Origin of the sequence: Teichococcus aestuarii, from assembly GCF_003116135.1 — a bacterium.
Lineage (GTDB): Bacteria > Pseudomonadota > Alphaproteobacteria > Acetobacterales > Acetobacteraceae > Pseudoroseomonas > Pseudoroseomonas aestuarii.
In genome coordinates, this window is sequence record NZ_PDOA01000001.1 from 503,502 (window position 1) to 518,645 (window position 15,144).

General features: G+C 70.5%; 15 protein-coding genes. 12 read left to right on the forward strand and 3 right to left on the reverse strand.

The genetic code is table 11. From position 1 onward, the window contains the following. Window positions 1-5: 5 nt before the first annotated feature. The 6 genes from plsX to CR165_RS02420 all read left to right on the forward strand — a co-directional run bounded on the left by plsX (window position 6) and on the right by CR165_RS02420 (window position 6,350). Window positions 6-1,115, forward strand: coding sequence for a phosphate acyltransferase PlsX (plsX, locus tag CR165_RS02395; RefSeq protein WP_379648272.1), 1,110 nt, complete (start codon window positions 6-8; stop codon window positions 1,113-1,115). 25 nt (window positions 1,116-1,140) lie between these two features. Further along, a complete protein-coding gene (locus CR165_RS02400) occupies window positions 1,141-2,097 on the forward strand; it encodes a beta-ketoacyl-ACP synthase III (RefSeq protein ID WP_109515342.1) in 957 nt (318 codons plus the stop codon). Between the two features lie 147 nt (window positions 2,098-2,244). Continuing rightward, window positions 2,245-2,466, forward strand: coding sequence for a hypothetical protein (locus tag CR165_RS02405; RefSeq protein ID WP_109515343.1), 222 nt, complete (start codon window positions 2,245-2,247; stop codon window positions 2,464-2,466). Window positions 2,467-2,663: 197 nt separating this feature from the next. Further along, window positions 2,664-3,080, forward strand: coding sequence for an RNA polymerase-binding protein DksA (gene dksA, locus CR165_RS02410; RefSeq protein ID WP_109515344.1), 417 nt, complete (start codon window positions 2,664-2,666; stop codon window positions 3,078-3,080). A gap of 844 nt (window positions 3,081-3,924) precedes the next feature. Next, window positions 3,925-6,024, forward strand: a complete 2,100-nt coding sequence (gene fusA / locus CR165_RS02415; protein ID WP_379634491.1) for an elongation factor G — start codon at window positions 3,925-3,927, stop codon at window positions 6,022-6,024. Window positions 6,025-6,032: 8 nt separating this feature from the next. Then, entirely contained in the window at window positions 6,033-6,350 is a 318-nt protein-coding gene (locus CR165_RS02420) for a hypothetical protein (protein ID WP_109515345.1), read from the forward strand. Window positions 6,351-6,359: 9 nt separating this feature from the next. Here the strand turns inward: CR165_RS02420 and CR165_RS02425 are convergent, their stop codons facing one another. After that, window positions 6,360-6,680, reverse strand: coding sequence for a hypothetical protein (locus CR165_RS02425; protein ID WP_109515346.1), 321 nt, complete (start codon window positions 6,678-6,680; stop codon window positions 6,360-6,362). Window positions 6,681-6,779: 99 nt separating this feature from the next. Between CR165_RS02425 and CR165_RS02430 the strand changes: the two genes are divergently transcribed. Both CR165_RS02430 and CR165_RS24375 read left to right on the forward strand, forming a co-directional pair. Then, window positions 6,780-7,079 carry a hypothetical protein gene (locus CR165_RS02430; RefSeq protein WP_109515347.1) on the forward strand — a complete coding sequence of 100 codons (300 nt, stop codon included), beginning with the start codon at window positions 6,780-6,782 and terminating at the stop codon, window positions 7,077-7,079. Next, window positions 7,019-7,423 (forward strand): hypothetical protein, encoded by a 405-nt coding sequence (locus CR165_RS24375; protein ID WP_146201813.1) that lies wholly within the window; start codon window positions 7,019-7,021, stop codon window positions 7,421-7,423. Before CR165_RS02430 ends, CR165_RS24375 begins: the two co-directional genes overlap by 61 nt. Here the strand turns inward: CR165_RS24375 and CR165_RS02440 are convergent. Both CR165_RS02440 and CR165_RS02445 read right to left on the reverse strand, forming a co-directional pair. Beyond that, complete coding sequence (locus tag CR165_RS02440; RefSeq protein ID WP_109515349.1) at window positions 7,420-8,940, reverse strand: YifB family Mg chelatase-like AAA ATPase; 1,521 nt, start codon at window positions 8,938-8,940, stop codon at window positions 7,420-7,422. The two genes, CR165_RS24375 and CR165_RS02440, sit on opposite strands and share 4 nt — an antisense overlap. A gap of 49 nt (window positions 8,941-8,989) precedes the next feature. Further along, entirely contained in the window at window positions 8,990-10,021 is a 1,032-nt protein-coding gene (locus CR165_RS02445) for a histone deacetylase family protein (RefSeq protein WP_109515350.1), read from the reverse strand. Between the two features lie 91 nt (window positions 10,022-10,112). On the opposite strand from CR165_RS02445, the gene CR165_RS02450 reads away from it, so the two are divergent. The 4 genes from CR165_RS02450 to CR165_RS02465 are packed head-to-tail and all read left to right on the forward strand — an operon-like array spanning window position 10,113 to window position 15,137. Then, entirely contained in the window at window positions 10,113-11,699 is a 1,587-nt protein-coding gene (locus CR165_RS02450; protein ID WP_245906065.1) for an ABC transporter substrate-binding protein, read from the forward strand. Beyond that, on the forward strand, window positions 11,699-12,685 hold the full coding sequence (locus CR165_RS02455; RefSeq protein WP_181377967.1) for an ABC transporter permease: 987 nt from the start codon (window positions 11,699-11,701) through the stop codon (window positions 12,683-12,685). Before CR165_RS02450 ends, CR165_RS02455 begins: the two co-directional genes overlap by 1 nt. Beyond that, entirely contained in the window at window positions 12,682-13,527 is an 846-nt protein-coding gene (locus CR165_RS02460) for an ABC transporter permease (RefSeq protein ID WP_109515351.1), read from the forward strand. Before CR165_RS02455 ends, CR165_RS02460 begins: the two co-directional genes overlap by 4 nt. Continuing rightward, window positions 13,524-15,137, forward strand: coding sequence for an ABC transporter ATP-binding protein (locus CR165_RS02465; RefSeq protein ID WP_109515352.1), 1,614 nt, complete (start codon window positions 13,524-13,526; stop codon window positions 15,135-15,137). Before CR165_RS02460 ends, CR165_RS02465 begins: the two co-directional genes overlap by 4 nt. The last annotated feature ends 7 nt before the right edge of the window (window positions 15,138-15,144 follow it).

The window sequence follows — 15,144 nt, forward strand, 5'->3', positions numbered from 1 at the left end:
ACACCTTGTCGCAGGTGACACTGCCGCAGGGCAGCGCCCCGCAGCAACCGCCTGCGGGGGGCTTCGCCCTGGCCATCGATGCCATGGGCGGCGACCATGCACCGGAATCGGTGCTGGACGGTCTGGAACTCGCGGCGGAGCGGCACCCGAAGGCGCGCTTCCTGCTGGTGGGTGACGAAGCCCGGCTCGGCGCGCTGCTGGCGCGCCGGCCCAAGGCCGCGCGCGTCTGCGCCATCCGCCATGCGCCCGAATCCATTCCGGGCGACATGAAGCCGACGGCAGCGCTGCGCGTCCGCAACTCCTCCATGCGCATCGCCATCGACGCGGTGGCGGCGGGGGAGGCGGCGGGCGTCGTCTCGGCCGGCAACACCGGCGCGCTGATGGCGCTCGGCAAGATCGTGGTGAAGGCGCTGCCGGAGGTTGACCGGCCGGCGCTTGCCGCCATCGGGCCGTCGGCGCGTGGCGACGTGGTGCTGCTCGACCTCGGCGCCAACATCGTCTGCGACCCGCGCAACCTCGTCGAGTTCGCCGTGATGGGCGATGCCTTCGCGCGCGCGGTGCTGGGGCTCACCAAGCCCAGCATCGGCCTGCTCAACGTGGGCAGCGAGGAGCTGAAGGGCGACGACCGTGTCCGCCAGGCGGCCGAGATGCTGCGCGAGACGGTGCTGGCCCCCAATTTCCACGGCTTCGTCGAGGGGCACGACATCACCGCCGGCACTGTCGACGTGGTGGTGACGGACGGCTTCACCGGCAATGTCGCGCTCAAGACCGGCGAAGGCGCCTTCAAGCTGGTGGGCACGCTGCTGAAGCAGGTCTTCACCTCCTCGCTGGCGGCCAAGCTCGGCTACCTGCTCGCCCGCCCGGCGCTGGACCGGCTGCGCGAGTGGATGGACCCCCGACGCTACAACGGCGCCGTGCTGATCGGCCTGAACGGCGTGGTGGTGAAAAGCCATGGCGGCACCGATGCGCTGGGCTTCGCCCATGCGGTGGACGTCGCCATGGACATGGTGAACCACCGCTTCAACGACCGCATCCGCGAGGTGCTGGCGACGCTGCCGCCGCGCGGCAAGCCCGCCGTGGCCGCCGCCGCCGAGCCCGGCGTCAACGCCCGCTGACAGGCGGCCCCTGGGACCTCGCCGCATGACCTATCGCGCCCTGATCGCCGGCACCGGCGCCTACCTCCCCGAGCTGGTGCTGGACAACGAGGCCCTGGCGGCACGCCACGGCCTCGACACTTCCGACGCCTGGATCCGCGAGCGCACCGGCATCCGGCAGCGCCACCTGGCGGCGCCGGGCGAGCTGGCCAGCGACATGGCCGCCGCCGCCGCTCGCGCCGCCCTGGCGCAGGCCGGCCTCGGGGTGGAGGCGGTGGACGCCGTCATCGTGGCCACCGCCACGCCGGATTCGGTGTTCCCCTCCACGGCGGCGCGGGTGCAGGCCAAGCTCGGCGTGACGCAGGGATTCGCCTTCGACATCGCCGCCGCCTGCACCGGCTTCGTCTATGCCCTCTCCGTGGCGGATGCGATGATGAAGGCGGGGCAGTGCCGCTGCGCGCTGGTGATCGGCGCCGAGGTGTTCTCGCGCATCCTGGACTGGGCGGACCGCGGCACCTGCGTGCTGTTCGGCGACGGCGCCGGCGCGGTGGTGCTGTGCGCCGCGGAGGCCGGCAGCACCGAGCGCGGCCTGCTCTCCTGCCATTTGCACGCAGATGGCCAGCATGGCGACATCCTGCAGGTGGAGGGCGACAGCGGCCTGCTGCGGATGACCGGCAAGGAGGTGTTCCGCCACGCCGTCAGCAAGCTGGCGAGCGTGGTGGACGAGGCGCTGCAGGCCAACGGCCTCGACAAGTCGGATGTGAAGTGGCTGGTGCCGCACCAGGCCAATCTGCGCATCATCGAGGCGATGGGCCGCAAGCTCGGCCTGCCGCGCGAGCAGGTGGTGGTGACGGTGGACCGCCACGCCAACACCTCCGCCGCCTCCATTCCCCTGGCGCTGGCCGAGGCGACGCGGGACGGGCGCATCCGCCAGGGCGACCTGGTGCTGATGGAGGCGATCGGCGGCGGCCTTACCTGGGGCGCCGCGCTGGCGCGCTTCTGAGCCGGCTGGTCCCGGCTCCTCGCTGCGCTACCAGGTTTGTGACTCGTCCTCACAGGCATGCGTGTTGCGTGGAACGGCTCGGTGGCGTGAACGTTCCTGCGTGCAGATCCCGGTAACGGGTCCTCAGGCAGTGGAGCTTTCATCGAGATGTCGCCGGATATTTCCGCCGAGCCGGCCAACCGGTCCCTGGCCGACCGCAGCGAGTTGCCTTCGCGTGGCGACTGGCAGAAGGTCCAGCGCCCCGCCTACCATTCCGAGGAAGGCGAGGGCGACCGTTCGGACTGGACGACGCTGTTCAAATCCGCCCTGGTGGTGATGCTCGGCGTCGCGGGGCTGACGGCGTTTCTCTCCGGCGTGATGGCGCAGTAGTCGCCACCGGGCGCTTCCTGCCCCCGGAAGTGCCATCCTGCTGAAGCGGCCGGCAAATTGCACAGGCTCAGCGGAAATTTCATGGGGTAAGCCATACAACCGCCTCTTGGCTTCGAGGGGGGCGGCCCTGTATGGTCCGGCCGCCCTCAGGGGAAGGTTCGCGGGAACTTTTTCCCGAAGGCCGGGGGATCGAACCAATGCTGATTACGCTGCCGCCGGACTATCGGCCGTCTGACACTGAAGAATTCATGAACCCCCAGCAGCAGGAATATTTTCGCCAGAAGCTGCTGCGCTGGCGTCAGGATCTGCTGCGTGAGGCCGGAGACACGCTGGCCAGTCTGAGCGAGGGCGGTATCAGCGAGGCCGATCTGGCGGACCGCGCCAGTGTCGAGACCGACCGGGCGCTGGAACTGCGCACCCGCGACCGTGCCCGGAAGCTGATCTCCAAGATCGATCAGGCGCTGGAGCGGATCGCCAACGGCACCTACGGCTATTGCGAGGAGACGGGCGAGCCGATCGGCCTGCGCCGGCTGGAGGCGCGCCCCATCGCCACCCTCTCCATCGAGGCGCAGGAGCGCCACGAACGCATGGAACGAATCCACCGCGACGACTGAGGGCGGGCCAGGGGAGGGGGACGCGCCCTCCTCAGCCGCCCCGCGGGCCCTAGGTGGCGCCGGGTAGGCCCAGCCTCGGCTGGATTGCCACCCTCCGGCAGCCTGGCCTGGCCGAGGCCCTCCTTCATCATTCGCCCGCCGGTCACGGCGCTCCGGGCCAGGAAGGCGGCGCCGGCCATGCCACGGCCGGTGCCGGCATTGCCGCCCACCCGGGCCATGCGGCCGGGCTCGCTCACCGCGAGCATGGCGTTGCTCCGACGCCTGCCGCCCTCAGAGGCGGAAGCAGGGGCGCCTCCGGGCCGGTGATCCGTGCCTGCCGCCAGGATAGCGACTGCGCCGGGACAGGCCGGTCCGGCCGCGCATTCAGGCCGGAGCGGAGGGTGACATGGATGCCGCGGATGCCCATATCCGGACGGGCCGGCATTCCCGCCCCATCCTCTCTGCAACGAGCCGTGACATGGCTTCGCCGTGACGGATGGGGAGAGCGTTCCTACTTACCGCTTGCAATACACCCCGATCCGGTGCATCTGCGCCGCGACGGTGGGTGCGGTGAATCGCCCGGCGGTTTGGCCGCGCCCTCGGATCCGGCAGGCCCTGCGGTCCTGCGGCAGCGGTGGGCTGAGGGCAACGGTCCGGCCCCCCGAGGCCGCCGCCAAGGCTTGGGCGGTCCCGGACCGGCAAACAGAGCTTCAGGCGAGGGCGCGGAGGGAAGGCCGAGCCCATCGCGCATACCCCTTTCCCACGCGGCACCTGCCGCGTATGTCTTCCGCGCGGCAGCCGCCGCGTGACTTTTCCGCGCGGCTGGCGCCGTGCAATTTTCAGCGCGGCAGCCGCCGCGACGCGTATGGAGGCCCCCGTGGCGCGCACCCCGCTCGAGAAGATCCGCAACATCGGCATTACGGCGCATATCGACGCCGGCAAGACGACGACGACCGAGCGGATCCTGTATTACACCGGCAAGTCCCACAAGATCGGTGAGGTCCACGAGGGCAACACCACGACCGACTACATGGAGCAGGAGCGTGAGCGTGGCATCACGATCACCTCCGCGGCCGTGACGGCGATGTGGAACGACCACCGCATCAACATCATCGACACCCCCGGCCACATCGACTTCAACATCGAGGTGAACCGCTCGCTGCGCGTGCTCGACGGCGCGGTGTTCGTGATCGAGGGCGTGGCCGGCGTGCAGCCGCAGTCCGAGACCAACTGGCGCCTGGCCGATCGCTACAACGTGCCGCGCATCATCTATGTCAACAAGCTGGACCGCACGGGCGCCGACTTCTACCGCGCCGCCGCGACGCTGACCGAGAAGCTCGGCATCACCTGGGTGACGCTGCAGCTGCCGATCGGCATCGAGGACACGCTGAAGGGCATCGTCGACCTCGTCACGATGAAGGCGCTGGTGTGGGAAGGCGACGAGCTCGGCGCCAAGTACCACGAGACCGAGATCCCCGCCGACCTGGCCGACAAGGCCGCCGAGTACCGCCAGCTGCTGCTCGACACCGCCCTCTCGGTGGATGACGCGGCGATGGAAGAGTATTTCGAGAAGGGCGACGTCTCGGTCGAGACCCTGAAGAAGTGCATCAAGAAGGGCACCATCGCCGGCACCTTCCGCCCGGTGCTGTGCGGCTCCTCCTTCAAGAACAAGGGTGTGCAGCCGCTGCTGGACGCCGTGGTCGACTACCTGCCGAGCCCGGTGGACGTCGAGGGCATCAAGGTCGCCCCCGAGGAGGGCCAGGACGACGACCCCAGCGCCGAGCGCCGCGTCATCGAGATCAGCGAGCAGGCGCCCTTCTCGGCGCTGGCCTTCAAGATCATCAACGACAAGTACGGCAACCTGACCTTCATCCGGGTGTACTCGGGCGTGATCAAGCAGGGTGACACCATGCTGAACACGACCAAGGGTCACAAGGAGCGCATCGGCCGCATGTTCCAGATGCACGCCGACAAGCGCGAGGAGGTCAAGGAGATCTTCGCCGGCGACATCGTCGCGGTGGTGGGCCTGAAGGACACCGGCACGGGCGACACCCTGGCCGACCCGTCCGACCCGGTGGTGCTGGAGCGCATGGCCTTCCCGGTGCCGGTGATCGACATCTCCGTTGAGCCGAAGACCAAGGACGGCGTCGAGAAGATGACGCTCGGCCTGCAGAAGCTGGCCAGCGAGGACCCCTCGCTCCGCCTGAAGACCGACCAGGAGACCGGCCAGACCATCCTGTCCGGCATGGGCGAGCTGCACCTTGAGATCATCATCGACCGCCTGCGCCGCGAGTACGGCGTGGACGCCAACATCGGCGCGCCGCAGGTGGCCTACCGCGAGACGATCACCAAGCCGCACACCCACACCTACACGCACAAGAAGCAGTCGGGTGGTTCGGGCCAGTTCGCCGAGGTGAAGATCACCTTCGAGCCGAAGGAGCGGAACGAGGGCATCGAGTTCCACAACGGCGTCGTCGGCGGCTCGGTGCCGAAGGAGTATATCCCGGCGGTCGAGAAGGGCATCAAGGTCCAGGCCGACACCGGCGTGCTGGCCGGCTTCCCGACGGTGGACTTCAAGTACACCCTGACGGACGGCAAGTACCACGACGTCGACTCCTCGGCCCTGGCCTTCGAGATCGCCGCCAAGGCCTGCTTCCGCGAGGGCATGAAGCTGGCCGGCCCGGTGATCCTGGAGCCGATCATGGACGTCGAGGTGACCACCCCGCAGGACCATGTCGGTGACGTGGTGGGCGACCTCAACCGTCGCCGCGGCGTGATCCAGAGCCAGGATATGGCGGGCACCTCCGTCATCGTCCGCGCCCATGTCCCGCTGAAGGAGATGTTCGGCTATATCTCCAACCTGCGTGGCATGACCAAGGGTCGCGCCTCCTTCTCGATGCAGTTCCACCACTACGATCCCGTGCCGCGCAACGTGGCCGACGAGATCATGAAGCAGTCCGCCTGAGGCTGACGATGCGGCTCCGCTGGCAGCGCGGCCGCATCGAGGATCCGGGGCCCGGCGCGGCAGATCCGCACCGGGCGCTGGAATGGGTTGGTTGCGACGACGCGGGCGATCCCATCGCCCGCGTCGTTCGCGTTCGTGGGCCGGTGATGTTCCGCTGGCACTGGCGCCATGCCGTGGCGCTGGACGACGAGGCGCGGGTGGTGGAACTCCGCCCCGACATGCCGGAGGATCGCTGGCTGGTGGTGGTGCGGGAGCGCGTGGTGGGCCGCGCCAGCCTGCCGCTCGCCGCCGTGCGCCGGGCCGAGGCGATGCTGCGTGGCGGCTAGCCCCCCGCCTCAGCTCGGCAGGCAGCGGATGATGTCGCGGTGGCCGCGGGCCAGCACCGGGCGCGTGCCGTCCGGGCAGGCCATGCCGGCGTCGCGCCGGGCGGGGGCCAGCCCCGCATCCCAGGCGCCGCCGCCCGGCGCCCTGTCCATCGCGCGGTCGCAGCGGCCGGGCACGCCCTTCACCGGGGCGCCGCCATTCGGGCAGAGCCAACGGCGTATGGCCTCGAGCTGCGCGGCATTCGGCCGGCGTGGCGGCTCGGCCCAAGCGACGGGAGCCGTGCCGAGCAGGAAGAGGGCCAGCAAGGCCGCGTTGCGCCAGCGATGCGTCATGGGTCGCTGCATAGCATGCCGGGCGGCGCGGTGCCGATTTCAACATGACAAATCGGAAAGGTCTTGAACCGGAACCGGTTTGGCGCAACATCATGCTCCATGGACCCGCGATCGCACGACCGCCCCGTTCTCGACATGACGCCCGAGGGCGAATTCCGTGGCCCCGCGCCACGCCCGACGACCTGGCTCGACCGGCTGCTGATGCGCCTGGGCGGCGTGGCCGCGCTGGTGGCCATCGTCGCCGTCGGCATTGTCGTGGCCGGCATCGCGGTGGCCTTCTTCGCCCTGGCGCTGCCGGTGGCCCTGGTGGCGGGGCTGGTGGCCTTTGGCAGCCTGTGGTGGCGCGCCAAGCGCAACGGCCGGGCTTTCCGCATGTCCGCCACCATGATGCGGCGCTGACGACGGAACGCTCACCTTCTCCTTTCTCCATCAACCCGGGCCGTCTCTACGAGGTCCGGGACGATGGGCGCGTCTATACCGAGGAACAGCCCGGGCAGCCCGAGGCGGTTGGCCGCATCCGCGCCATACGCCTGTGGTGGATCGCGGCCGTGGGCGCCAACGTGGTCAGCATGGGGGCGGCCGCCGGCGGCTATATCCTGTTGGGCCTGCGGGCCGGTGCCCTGCTGGGCCTGCTGGTGATGGCGACGGTGCCGCTGCTGGCCGTGGCGCCGCTGCTCGATTGGCGCCGGCAGCGCATGGCGCGGCAGTGGCACGCCGCCCGGCCGCGCCGATTCGGGCTCTAATTCACCGGCTGTGGCTGGCGCAGGCGCTGCCGGTAGGTCAGCGCCTCGGCCAGATGTGGCCGGGCGATCCGCTCCGCCCCCGCGAGATCGGCGATGCTGCGCGCCACCCGCAGGCAGCGGGTGAAGCCGCGGTTGGATAGCCCCAGGCGCAGCGCCGCCTGCTCGGCCAGTGCCAGCGCCTCCGGCTCCGCCAGGGGCGTGAGCGCCTCGAGCGGTGCCTCGGCATTGCTGGGCGGACCGCCTGCGCCGAAGCGTGCCACCTGCCGCCGCCGTGCCGCCGCCACCCGGGCGGCGATGGCGCGGCTGGTCTCGCCGGCAGGGGCCCGCGCCAGCTCACCGGGCGGTATCGGCGCCATGCCGATGGTGAGGTCCATCCGGTCCAGCAGCGGGCCGGAGAGCTTGGCCTGGTACTGCTCGCCGCAACGCGGGGCTTGGCCGCATTCGCGAGACGCCTCGCCCAGATGGCCGCAGCGGCAGGGGTTCATCGCCGCCACCAGTTGCAGCCGCGCCGGGTAGCGCACATGCGCCGCAGCGCGGCTGATGACGCATTCGCCCGTCTCCAGCGGCTGGCGCAGCGCCTCCAGGGCAGGGCGGGGAAATTCCGGCAACTCGTCCAGGAACAGCACGCCGCGATGTGCCAGGCTGATCTCGCCCGGCCGTGCCCCCGGCCCGCCGCCGATCAGCGCCGCCTGGCTGGCGGAATGGTGCGGGTCCCGGAAGGGCGGGCGGGCGGAGATGCGGCCGGATTCGATCAGCCCGGCCACACTGCGCACCAGGCTCACCTCCAGCGCCTCCGCCGGCGTCAGATCGGGCAGAAGGCCGGGCAGGCGGGCGGCCAGCATCGACTTGCCGGCGCCGGGCGGCCCGACGAGAAGCAGGTTGTGCCGCCCGGCGGCGGCGATCTCCAGCGCCCGCTTGGCGCTCTCCTGCCCCTTCACCTCGGAGAGGCAGGGGCCGGGCGGGGCGTCCCGCTCCAGCGCCGGGGGCGTGGGGGGCGTCATGAGCTGCCGCCCCGTCAAATGCGCGATGAGCTGTCGCAGATCCTCCGCCGCCAGGATCTCGATGGAGCCGGCCCAGGCCGCTTCCGGCCCCTGCGCGCCGGGGCAGATCAGCCCCAGCCCGCGGCCCGCGGCGCCCAGCGCGGCGGGCAGGATGCCGGCCACCGGCCCGATGGCGCCGTCCAGCGCCAGCTCGCCCAGCGCGGCGAAGCCCGCCAGCTCCTCGCGCGGCACGATGTCCATCGCCGCCAGCAGCGCCAGGGCGATGGGCAGGTCGAAATGGCTGCCCTCCTTCTGCAGCCCGGCGGGGGCGAGGTTCACCAGCACCCGCTTCGGCGGCAGCGCCAGCCCCAGCCCGGTGAGGGCGGCGCGCACACGCTCCCGGCTCTCGGCCACCGCCTTGTCCGGCAGCCCCACCAGGATGAAGGCCGGCAGGCCGGGGGCGATCTGCACCTGCACCTCCACCGGCAGCGTCTCGATGCCGGAGAAGGCGAAGCTGGCGAGGCGGGCAATGCTCATGGAGCGGGACGATACGGCCCCGCTCCGGGGTGTTCAACCTATTGGTTCTTCAGCGGCCCCAGCCGGTGAGGAAGCGCTCCAGCAGCCCGCCAATCTTCTCGGCATTGTAGCCGCCCTCCTGCACCACCGCCGTGGGCAGGCCGAGGCCGGAGAGCATGGCGCCCGCGCGGGCGAAGCCGTCCGCGCTGACGCGCAGGTAGCTCAGCGGCTCGTGCTCCGAGGCGTCGAAGCCGAGCGGCACCACCAGCGCCTCGGCGCCGAACTCCCGCGCCCGCGCGGCGGCGGCGGCGACGGCCTCCAGCCACGCATCGTCGCCGCTGCCCTGGGCGAGGGGCAGGTTCAGGTTGCAGCCGGCGCCCGCGCCGCCACCCGTCTCGCCGGCATAGCCGACATACCAGGGGTAGTAGCCCGCCGGGTCGCCATGAACCGAGACGGTCAGCACGTCGCCGCGCTCCCAGAAGATGCCCTGTGTGCCGTTGCCATGGTGGGCGTCGATGTCGATGACGGCGACGCGCTTCGCCCCCGCCCGGCGCAGATGCTCGGCGGCGAGCGCGCTGTTGTTGACGTAGCAATGGCCGCCGGCGCGGGCGGCATAGGCGTGGTGGCCGGGCGGGCGGCTCAGCGCGTAGGCGGTGCCGCCCTGGGCCGCCACATCGGCCGCCGCCAGGGCGCAGCTCGCCGCGCCGAGGATCGATTCCCAGCTGCCGGGGCCGATCGGGCAGGCGGTGTCGGCCGTGTACCAGCCGGTGCGGCCGACGATCCCGCTGGCCATGGTGGCGCCCTGTGCCAGCATCTCGGGCGCCGGGTGCATGTTGGCCACCACCTCGGGGCCCTTCTCGGGCAGCGCCGCCCAGGCCTCGGCGGCCTCGGCGAGGAAGGCCACGTAGCCTTCGTCATGCACGGCGAGCAGCGCCTCGCGCGGGGCGGTGGGCGCCATCTCCGGCGCCGCGCCCATGGCCTCTAGCGCGGCGAGCAGGGCCTCGGCCCGCCCCGGCACCTCGAAGTTGCGGCGCACCTGGCCGCGCTGGAGGAAGAATTGCGGCGTGTGCCGCGACTGGTCGGGATGGGCAAAGGCTCGCATGAACGGAGGTTATGCCTGCCATGCGCCCTTGTCGATCCGCCCAAGGCAGGGCTAGCGTTCGTTCCAGGGAAGTTTCATCGGGAGAGCCCAAATGGGTCTGTCACGTCGTGGCCTCATGGCCACAGCGATCGTTTCCCCCTGGCTGATGCGCGCCGGGGATGCGCTGGCGCAGGGCATCCAGCCCAAGCGGGGCGGTACGCTGACCACCATCGTCAATCCCGAGCCGCCGGTGCTGCATGTCGGCGTCAACAACCAGGCGCCGACGCTGATCGTCGGCGGCAAGATCTTCCAGGGGCTGCTGCGCTACAGCGCCAAGCTGGAGCCGATGCCGGAGCTGGCGAAAAGCTGGGAGGTGAGCGCCGACGGGCTGGAATACACCTTCCACCTGCAGGAGAACGTGAAGTTCCACGACGGCCAGCCGATGACGGCCGAGGACGTGGTGTTCTCCATCATGAAGTTCCACATGGAGGTCTCGCCCCGCGCCCGCGGCGTCTTCGCGCGCATCAAGGAAGGCGTGGCGGTCGACGCGAACACGGTGAAGTTCGTGCTCTCCGCGCCCTTCGAGCCCTTCCTGCTGATGTTCGACGTGACGGTCTCGGCCATCGTGCCGAAGCACCTGTTCGACGGGCAGGACTACCGGCAGGCGCCGGCGGTGCAGAAGCCCATCGGCACCGGGCCGTTCCGCTTCGTCGAGTGGCAGCGCGGCAACTTCATCAGGCTGGAGCGCTTCGACGGCTACTGGAAGCCGGGCCAGCCCTATCTCGACTCGATCATCTACCGCGTGGTGCCGGACAGCCAGAGCCGCCGCCTGGCGCTGGAGACGGGCCAGGTGCAACTCACCCAGTCGAACGACATCGAGCCCTTCGACGTGCCGCAGATGCGCGCGCGCCCCAACCTCGAGGTGCAGACGGCGGGGTGGGAGTATTTCGGCCCGCTGATGTGGCTGGAGCTGAACCACCGCGTGAAGCCGCTCGACGACGTCCGGGTGCGCAAGGCCCTGGCCCATGCGGTGAACCGCGACTTCATCGCCCAGCGCCTGTGGTTCGGCATCGGCAAGCCGGCCACCGGCCCGGTCGCCAGCTCCACCCGCTTCTACGACGCCAGCGCGAAGATGCCGGCCTACAACGTCGAGGCGGCGAAGAAGCTGCTGGACGAGGCGGGGCTGAAGCCGAACGGGCAGGGGGTGCGCTTCACCATCCGCCACCTCTCGCTGCCCTATGGCGAGGTGTTCACCCGCCTTGGCGAGTTCCTGCGCCAGTCGCTGCGGCAGGTGGGCGTCGATCTGCAGCTCGAGAGCGTCGATGTCGGCACCTGGGCGCAGCGCACGGCGAACTGGGAGTTCGATACCACCATCAACTATCTCTACCAGTATGGCGACCCGACGCTCGGCGTCGAGCGCAGCTATGTCTCCACCAATATCAAGAAGATCCTGTTCTCCAACGTCGCCGGCTACGCCAACCCGAAGGTGGACGCGCTGTTCACCCAGGCGCGCGACGCGGCCGACCCGAAGGCGCGGCAGGCCGCCTTCAGCGAGGTGCAGAAGCTGCTGGTGGAGGAGGTGCCGCTGGTCTGGCTGATGGAGATGGCCTTCCCCACCATCTACGACAGGAAGCTGAACAACGTCATCACCTCGGGCGCCGGGGTGCATGCCAGCTTCGACGACGTGTTCCTGGCCTGATGGGGGCCTCGAAGCTGCCCGGCTACCTGCTGGGCCGGGTGGTGAAGGCGGCGATCGTGGTGCTCGCGATCGTCGTCTGCAACTTCTTCCTCATCCACGCCGCCCCCGGCGACCCGGCGAGCATCATCGCCGGGCAGTCGGGCGCGGCCGACGCGAAATTCCTGGAGCAGCTGCGCGCCCAGTTCGGGCTGGACCAGCCGCTGCACGTGCAGCTCTGGCTCTACCTGAAAGGCGTGCTGACGCTCGATCTCGGCTTCAGCCACCGCCAGCAGATGCCCGTCTCCACCCTGCTGTGGGACCGGCTGCCGGCGACGCTGCTGCTCACCGGCGCGGCCTTCCTCTTCGCGGTGGGTCTCGGCGTCACCATGGGGGCGCTGGCGGCGCGGCGCGTCGGCACCTGGGGGGATTCCGTCATCACCGTGCTGGCGCTCGCCTTCTATGCCACGCCGCTGTTCTGGGTGGGGCTGATGCTGGTGCTGCTGTTCAGCGTGACGCTGGAATGGCTGCCCTCCTTCGGCATGGCCTCGGTCGGAGTCGAGATGAGCGGGCTGGAGGCGGTGCTGGATGTGGGGCGGCACCTGATCCTGCCCGGGCTGACGCTCGGCCTGTTCTATGTCGCGGTCTATGCGCGGCTGACGCGCGCCACCATGCTGGAGGTGGCGGACCAGGACTTCGTCAAGACGGCGCGCGCCAAGGGCGTGCCGGAGGGGCGCATCCTGCGGCGGCACATCCTGCGCAACGCGCTGCTGCCGGTCATCACCTTCGCCGGCATCCAGGCGGGGCAGCTCGTCGGCGGCTCGATCCTGGTGGAGACGGTGTTCGCCTGGCCCGGCATCGGGCGGCTCGCCTTCGAGGCGCTGCTGGCGCGCGACTACCAGGTGCTGATGGGCGTGTTCTTCTGCACCAGCGTCATGGTGGTGCTGTTCAACCTCGTCACCGACCTGCTCTACGCCCTCGTCGATCCGCGCGTGGAGGCCTCGGCATGAAGGAGTTCTGGCGCAACTTCGCGCGCAACCGCGGCGCGGTGGTGGGGCTGGCCATCCTGCTCGGCGTGCTGGCGCTGGCGCTGCTGGCGCCGCTGCTCTACCCCGGCAGCCCGTGGGACATGGCGGGGATGCCCTTCGCGCCGCCGGGCGAGATGGGCATGCTGCTCGGCACGGACAGCCTGGGGCGGGACGTCGCTGCCGGCATCGCGCATGGCGCGCGCGTCTCGCTGCTGGTGGGCGCCGTCTCCACCGTGGTGGCGCTGGTCATCGGCGTCTCGCTCGGCGCCTTCGCCGGCTATCTCGGCGGCTGGGCGGATGACGTGGTGATGCGCTTCACCGAGTTCTTCCAGACCATCCCGAGCTTCGTGCTGGCCATCCTGCTGGTGGCGATCTTCACGCCCACCATCGGCAGCATCGTCTTCGCCATCGCCGTGGTGTCCTGGCCGCCGGTGGCGCGGGTGGTGCGGGCGGAGTTCCTGTCGCTGCGCTCGCGCGAGTTCGTGCAGGCCTCCGAGGTGCTGGGCAAGTCCCGCCTCAGCATCGTCTTTGGCGACATCCTGCCCAACGCGCTCTCGCCCATCGTCGTGCTCGCCTCGCTGATGGTGGCCTCGGCCATCCTGCTGGAGAGCGCGCTCTCCTTCCTCGGCCTCGGCGACCCGAACATGATGAGCTGGGGCTTCCTCATCGGCTCCGGGCGCAGCGTCATCCGCATCGCCTGGTGGATGAGCGTGTTTCCCGGCATCGCCATCTTCCTCACCGTGCTGTCGCTCAACCTGGTGGGCGAGGGGCTGTCGGACGCGCTGAACCCGCGCCTCACGCGCAACCGCGGAGGCAAGGCATGACCCGGCTCCTCACTGTCGAGAACCTCACCGTCGCCCTGCCCGCGGGCGCCGACCGGCCGCATGCGGTGGAGGATCTCTCGCTGCATCTCGATGCCGGCGAGATCCTCTGCGTGGTGGGCGAGAGCGGCTCGGGCAAGTCGATCACCGCCAACACGGTGATGGGGCTGCTGCCCAAGGGCCTGCCGGTGACGGCGGGCCGCATCACCTTCGAGGGGGAGGAGATCCTCGGCCTCTCCGCCGAGGCGCTGCGCTCCCGCCGCGGCCGCCGCATGGCCATGGTGTTCCAGGAGCCGATGACGGCGCTGAACCCGCTGATGAAGGTGGGCGACCAGATCGCGGAAGCCCTGCAGGTGCATGGCCAGGGCCACGCGGCGCGCGCCCGCGTGCCGGAGCTGCTGGCCGCCGTGAACCTGCCGGACCCGGCGGCGATCGCGCGGATGCACCCGTTCCGCCTCTCGGGCGGGCAGCGGCAGCGGGTGATGATCGCCATGGCCCTCGCGCTCGAACCGGCGCTGCTGATCGCCGACGAGCCGACCACCGCGCTCGACGTGACGACGCAGATGCAGATCCTGCGGCTGATCCGCGAGATCCAGTCCCGCAAGGGCATGGGGGTGATGTTCATCACCCATGATTTCGGCGTGGTGGCGGAGATCGCGGATCGGGTGGCGGTGATGCAGCATGGCCGCATCGTCGAGCAGGGGCCGGCTTCGGAAATCCTCAACGCGCCGCGGCACCCCTATACCCGCGCGCTGATCGCCGCCGTGCCGCATGGCGCGGCCGCCGCGCGCGCCGCCATCCGCCCCGCGCCCGTGCTGGAGATGAAGGGGGTGCAGAAGACCTACCAGCGCGGCGGCTGGTTCGGCGCCCGCGCCACCGTGCGCGCCATCCACGATGCCGACTTCACGCTGAACAAGGGCGAGACGCTGGGGCTGGTGGGCGAGAGCGGCTCGGGCAAGTCGACCCTCGCGCGCTGCGTGGTGCGGCTGGTGGAGCCGGAACAGGGAGAAATCCTGTTCCATGGCACCGATCTGCGGCCGCTCTCGCGCCAGGGCTGGCTGCCCTACCGGCGCCGCATCCAGATGGTGTTCCAGGACCCCTACGCCTCGCTCAACCCGCGCCGCAAGGTGGGGGAGGCGATCATGGAAGGCCCCATCACCCACGGCGTGCCGCGCGCCGAGGCGCTGGCGCGCGCGCGCGAGCTGCTGCGGCTGGTGCGGCTCGACGAATCCGCGCTGGAGCGCTACCCGCATGAGTTCAGCGGCGGGCAGCGGCAGCGCATCGGCCTGGCCCGGGCGCTGGCGATGCAGCCGGAGCTGCTGATCGCCGACGAGCCGGTCTCGGCACTCGATGTCTCGGTGCAGGCGCAGGTGCTGGAGCTACTCGCGGAAATCCGCCAGCGGCTGGGGCTGACCATGCTGTTCATCACCCACGACCTGCGCGTCGCCGCGCAGATCTGCGATCGCATAGCGGTCATGCGGCGCGGCGCCATCGTCGAGCTGGGCGCGACGGATCAGGTGTTTGGCGCGCCGAAGCACGAATACACCCGCGCCCTGCTGGACAGCATCCCCGGACGGGAGTGGACTCCTCCCGAACTTTCCGAATCTGCCTGAAGGACCG